Raw genomic sequence first — 5,649 nt, 5'->3', positions numbered from 1 at the left:
CGGTTATTTTACAAATGTTGGGCTTAAAGCTGGGCAAGTTGGAAGCTTTCCCCTTTATTGATATGCCCGATCAGCGAAATATCAAAGATGGTTTAAACCTTTTAGAAGAAATTGGTGCGTTAGAGCAGCGCCATGGCAAACCTAGCTTAAGTGCGCGTGGTAGGGAAGTGATAAAGTTCCCGATTGATCCGCGTTTAGCACGCATGATGGTGGCGGCTAAGCAATTTAACTGCGTGCAAGAGATGATGGTGATTTGTGCAGCCTTGTCGATTCAGGATCCACGAGAGCGGCCTAACGACCGTAAGCAAGCTGCCGATCAAAAGCATGCGCGTTTTGTTGATAAAGATTCCGATTTTTCGAGTTATTTGCTGTTGTGGCGTTACTTACAAGAGCAGCAACAAGCGCTATCGGGTAACCAGTTTAGAAAGCTCTGCAAGCAAGAGTTTCTTGCCTATATGCGGATCCGCGAATGGCAAGATTTGGTGTATCAGTTATCTTCGGTGGTCAAGGAGCTAGATTACCCGGTAAATCAAAGCGAAGCCGATTACGATGCCATTCATCAGGCGATTACCGCCGGTTTGTTAAGTCATTTGGGCTTTAAAGATAAAGAACGGGAGTTTCTTGGGGCGCGTAATGCACGCTTCGTGGTATTCCCTGGCTCTAGCCAAGCCAAAAAGCCGCCTAAGTGGGTAGTGGCCGCAGAGCTGGTAGAAACTTCGCGCTTATTTGCTCGCGGCGTGGCTAAAATCCAGCCCGCATGGCTCGAGCAGCAAGCCGAGCATTTAATTAAGAAGTCTTATAGTGAGCCGCACTGGTCAACTAAGCAACAGGCGGTAATGGCTTATGAAAGTGTGCGCCTATATGGTGTAACTTTGGTGAATAAACGCTTGGTGAATTACGGCAAAATTGACCCGGTGGTAGCGCGAGAAGTGTTCATTCGCTCGGCCTTGGTGGAAGGGCAATGGCAGGCTAAACATCAGTTCCTTAAAATTAATCAACAGTTACTCGATGATGCTGAAGCCTTAGAACAAAAGCAACGGCGCCGTGACGTGCGGGTGGATGACCAAGTCTTGTTTGATTTTTACGCCGAGCGTTTGCCTCAGGACATTGTTTCTGCCAGCCACTTCAATCGCTGGTGGAAAAAGGCCAGCGAGCAACAAGCCGATTTGCTGACCTTTGATAAGCAAATGCTGTATCAGCATGATGCGGCCCATATTACCGATAAACACTATCCTGAACGCTGGCAGTTTGAGCAAGTCTCGGTTGCACTGAGTTATGTATTTGAGCCTGGGCAAACGGATGATGGCGTAAGTGCGCATATTCCGCTGGCCTTATTAAACCAGCTCGACTTTAGCCGCTTTGAATGGCAAATTCCGGCATTTCGTGAAGAGTTAATCAGTGCTTTAATTAAATCTTTGCCTAAGCCGATACGACGTAACTTTGTCCCCGTACCCAATTATGTGCAGGCCTTCTTGCAAGCGGTGCCCGATACTGAGGGTAATCTGATGGAAGTTCTCACCAAGCAGCTGCTACGCATGAGCGGAGTGAGAATTCCCGAAGACGCCTGGAACATGGATGCGGTGCCTGAACACTTAAAGGTGAACTTTAAGGTTATTGATGAAACTGGCAAGGTAGTGGCACAAGGGCGTAGCTATCAAAGTTTGCAGCAAAAACTGCAACATCAGGTAGAACAAACTATCGCTGAGATGGCCCCTAGCGCCTTTGCCGAGCAAACTAAGCTCAGTGAGTGGAGTTTTGGTGAATTGCCAGCAGTGATTGAAGAGCAGCGTCAGGGTTACCAGCTTACCGCTTACCCCGCTTTGGTAGATGAGGGTAAATCGGTTTCTTTGAAGTTATTCGATAAAGAGGAAGAAGCGCAGTGGAGCCAAACACGCGGCTTAAGTAAGTTGTTACAACTGAATATTCCATCGCCACTGAGCTACTTGCAACAGCATTTGCCGAATAAGGCGAAACTCGGTTTGTACTTTAATCCGTTTGGTCGAGTCGATGTATTGTTAGATGATTGCTGTCTCGCGGTTATCGATAAGTTCTCGGCGCAGCAGCGTATTGATAATGAAAAAGACTTTAAAGCGCTGTGTGACCAAGTGCGTGGTGAGCTGGCCGACCAAACTTTGCAAGCCGTCGTTCAAGTAGAACAAATTCTCAGTTTGCACTATCAAATATCCAAGCAACTGAAAGGTAAAGTGGGCTTTGATCGAGTCATGGCGCATGCCGATATCAAGGCTCAACTCGGCCAATTGGTGCATAAAGGATTTGTGCGTAAGGTGGGGTTAGCGCGTTTAGCCGATGTGCAGCGTTACTTAAAGGCGATAGAACGCCGCCTAGAGAAGCTAGCGATAGACCCACACAAAGATCGCCTTGCTTTGCAACAAGTAGAGACCGCCGCAGAGCGTAGCCAACAATTAAACTTGCCGAGTTATAGTCAAGAGGGTGAGGACTTACGTTGGATGATAGAAGAATTGCGGGTGTCTTTATTTGCTCAGCAACTGGGCACTAAGTATCCCATCTCTTTGAAGCGGGTACTCAATCACATTAGCGAACTAGAAAAAAGGAAGTAACAGGTGAGTGAAGTAACAGCGAGTCAAGGGCCTAAAGTCGAGATTTATTACTGCAGCCTATGTGGTTGGTTGTTAAGAGCGTCTTGGTTGAGCCAAGAGCTGTTAACGACCTTTTCTCAAGAACTCTCCGAGGTGGCCTTAAAACCGGCCAGCAAAGGGCGCTTTCAAATTTATGTCGATGGGCAGCTAGTGTGGTGTAGAAAACAAGACAATGGTTTTCCGGAGGCGAAGGTTCTCAAGCAACGGGTGAGAGACATTATTGCCCCCGATATGGCCTTAGGCCACAGCGACAGCCAGTCTTAGTGTCGGTATTAGATTACAGTGAATGCTAGCGGGCTGACTAGTCGCATAGTTAGAGCTGCTATTTAGGCAAAATAAAAGGGCGCTAATGCGCCCTTATTGCTGGTTAAATTTCGTGATTAAGCGAAGTTTTTAGCAACAAAATCCCAGTTTACTAATGACCAGTAAGCATTTAAGTAATCAGGGCGCACGTTACGGTAGTCGATGTAGTAAGCGTGTTCCCAAAGGTCACAAGTTAATAGCGGAGTAACACCTTCATCAGTTAGCGGAGTCGCAGCGTTGCTGGTGTTTACAATAGCTAGGCTACCATCGGCGTTTTTCACTAACCAAGTCCAGCTAGAACCGAAGTTGTTTACTGCACTGTCGGTGAATTTCGCTTTAAATTCATCAAATGAACCGAAGCTGGCATCAATTGCTGCCGCTAGTTCACCGCTTGGTTGGCCGCCAGCATTAGGGGCTAAACAGTTCCAGTAGAACGTGTGGTTCCAAACTTGAGCTGCGTTGTTGAAGACGCCGCCAGTAGAAGATTTGGTGATTTCTTCTAGGCTTTTATCTGCAAGCTCGGTGCCTTCAATTAAACCGTTTAGTTTAACTACATAAGTATTGTGGTGCTTGCCGTAGTGGTAAGACAAAGTCTCTGCTGAGATGTGTGGCTCTAGGGCGTCTTGAGCGTATGGTAATTCAGGTAGTGTAAATGCCATGTGTTTCTCTCCTTGTAATAATTGGCTGTAACAGCGCAATCTTTTATATAGTAAAAACTTTACTAAATAGTCTAGCACTAGTGTTGAGTAGGGAAAAGCAAAATCAGCAAAAAAAATTGATCTAGCGCAAAGTGGTGAAATTGCTCAGCAATGTTGCTAGGATATATTCAACACCAAGAATAGTCTTAGTCCAGATATTAGAGAAGTTCAAAATGGAAACGATTGATAAAATCAAACAGCAAATTGCTGAAAACCCAATCCTTATCTATATGAAGGGTTCGCCTAAGTTCCCTAGTTGTGGCTTTTCGGCACAAACCGTTGAAGCGCTAATGCAATGTGGCGAGCGTTTTGCCTATGTAGATATTCTACAAAACCCAGATATTCGTGCCGAGTTGCCTAATTACGCAGATTGGCCAACCTTCCCACAATTGTGGGTAGAAGGTGAATTGATTGGTGGTTGTGACATTGTGATGGAAATGTTCCGTAGTGGTGAACTACAGCCGCTTATCAAAGAAACCGCCGCCAAACACCCAGCTCCCGAGGCTGAGTAAGCAATTATTTGAACAAAGCCGCTCATATTTGAGCGGCTTTTTATTGTTGCCTATCAAGTTGTTCAATGTTTTTCCATAAAAAGGTAAAATCAAAGAGACTTTTTGTGATCAAAAGCGTATAGTGCGCATCCTTTAAATAATTGTGGGCCAAATATGACAGAATCCAGCAGTTCAAGTTTTGAGCAATTTGCTTTACCTGAAACGATTTTAAAAGCGATTTCCGAGATTGGATTTGAGACGCCGTCTCCGATTCAGGAAAAGACCATTCCATTGCTGCTGGAAGGACACGACGTACTTGGCTTGGCACAAACTGGCACCGGTAAAACCGCGGCTTTTTCTCTTCCATTAATAGCTAAACTTGATCCTCAGCTAAACGTTCCGCAAATGTTGGTGCTAGCGCCAACGCGTGAGTTAGCTAATCAGGTGGCTGACGCCATTAAAGATTTTAGCCGTAATATCCCTGGCCTACGTGTACTGGCTATTTATGGTGGCGCAGATTACGCTCAACAAATTAAGGAACTTCGTCGTGGTCCACAGATTATTGTGGGTACCCCAGGGCGAACCATTGATCACCTTGAGCGTGGTAAATTAAAACTAGACCAGCTAAAAGCGCTAGTTTTAGATGAAGCCGATGAAATGTTGCGCATGGGCTTTATTGATGACGTAGAGCGCATCATGCGGGATATTCCGAAAGAGCGTCAAACGGCGTTGTTTTCGGCCACCATGCCGCCTGCAATTAAAAATATTACCAAGAATTACATGTCGGAGCCCAAGGAAGTTAAAATTGCGGCTAAGACACAAACCGTGTCAAACATTGACCAGTTTTACTGGCAAGTGGCCGGATTGAACAAAATTGAAGCCTTGGCTCGGATATTAGAGGTCAATAATGATGGTGCCGCCATTATTTTTGCACGCACTAAAACCTCTACCACCGATATTGCAGAGCGTCTTGAGGCTAAAGGCTTTAGCGTTGCTGCGTTAAACGGCGATATGAACCAAAGCATGCGTGAACGCACTATTACGCGTTTGAAAGCGGCTAAATTGGATATCGTAGTCGCCACCGATGTTGCGGCACGTGGTTTAGACGTAGAACGCATTGGTTTAGTGGTTAACTTCGATATTCCGTATGATGCCGAAGCCTACGTGCACCGTATTGGTCGTACTGGCCGCGCCGGACGTAGTGGTAAAGCGGTGATGTTTGTGGGTTTCCGCGAACAACGTTTATTGCGCAATATTGAACGCGTTACGCGCCAAAAAATTGAGCCAATGCAGCTTCCTACTCGTGAAGAAATCGAGAAGAAGCGTATCTCTAGCTTCCAAGATAAACTGGCAGCAGCGGTTGCCAATGTTCAGCTAGAAGATTATCAAGCGATTGCTTCTGAGTTAGCCAGCAACTTAGGTATGAGCGAACTTGAACTCGCCACTGCCTTGTTGTTCCAAGCGCAAACGGCTCGTCCATTTAAGTTACCTGCTGACCCAGAGGTTCGTTCGGCTCGTTTCAATAACGAACGTCCTTCA

Annotated in this window: 5 protein-coding genes; 4 read left to right on the top strand and 1 reads right to left on the bottom strand. The window is 46.1% G+C overall.

What is annotated here, in order from left to right; translation table 11 throughout:
- Both hrpA and ACQY6Q_RS02185 read left to right on the top strand, forming a co-directional pair.
- On the top strand, window positions 1-2,579 hold a 2,579-nt coding region (gene hrpA, locus ACQY6Q_RS02190), incomplete at its 5' end, for an ATP-dependent RNA helicase HrpA (protein ID WP_427977346.1).
- A gap of 3 nt (window positions 2,580-2,582) precedes the next feature.
- Window positions 2,583-2,882 carry a SelT/SelW/SelH family protein gene (locus ACQY6Q_RS02185; RefSeq protein WP_427977343.1) on the top strand — a complete coding sequence of 100 codons (300 nt, stop codon included), beginning with the start codon at window positions 2,583-2,585 and terminating at the stop codon, window positions 2,880-2,882.
- Between the two features lie 116 nt (window positions 2,883-2,998).
- Here ACQY6Q_RS02185 and sodB read toward each other — a convergent pair whose 3' ends face one another.
- Complete coding sequence (gene sodB / locus ACQY6Q_RS02180; protein ID WP_427977341.1) at window positions 2,999-3,580, bottom strand: superoxide dismutase [Fe]; 582 nt, start codon at window positions 3,578-3,580, stop codon at window positions 2,999-3,001.
- A gap of 212 nt (window positions 3,581-3,792) precedes the next feature.
- Here sodB and ACQY6Q_RS02175 point away from each other — a divergent pair, with 212 nt between their 5' ends.
- Window positions 3,793-4,131 (top strand): Grx4 family monothiol glutaredoxin, encoded by a 339-nt coding sequence (locus ACQY6Q_RS02175; protein ID WP_055731466.1) that lies wholly within the window; start codon window positions 3,793-3,795, stop codon window positions 4,129-4,131.
- Window positions 4,132-4,284: 153 nt separating this feature from the next.
- On the top strand, window positions 4,285-5,649 hold a 1,365-nt coding region (locus tag ACQY6Q_RS02170), incomplete at its 3' end, for a DEAD/DEAH box helicase (protein WP_427977339.1).

This window comes from Agarivorans sp. (genome assembly GCF_050295395.1).
In the GTDB taxonomy this organism is placed as follows: domain Bacteria; phylum Pseudomonadota; class Gammaproteobacteria; order Enterobacterales; family Celerinatantimonadaceae; genus Agarivorans.
This window is presented reverse-complemented; position numbering and strand designations above follow the sequence as displayed.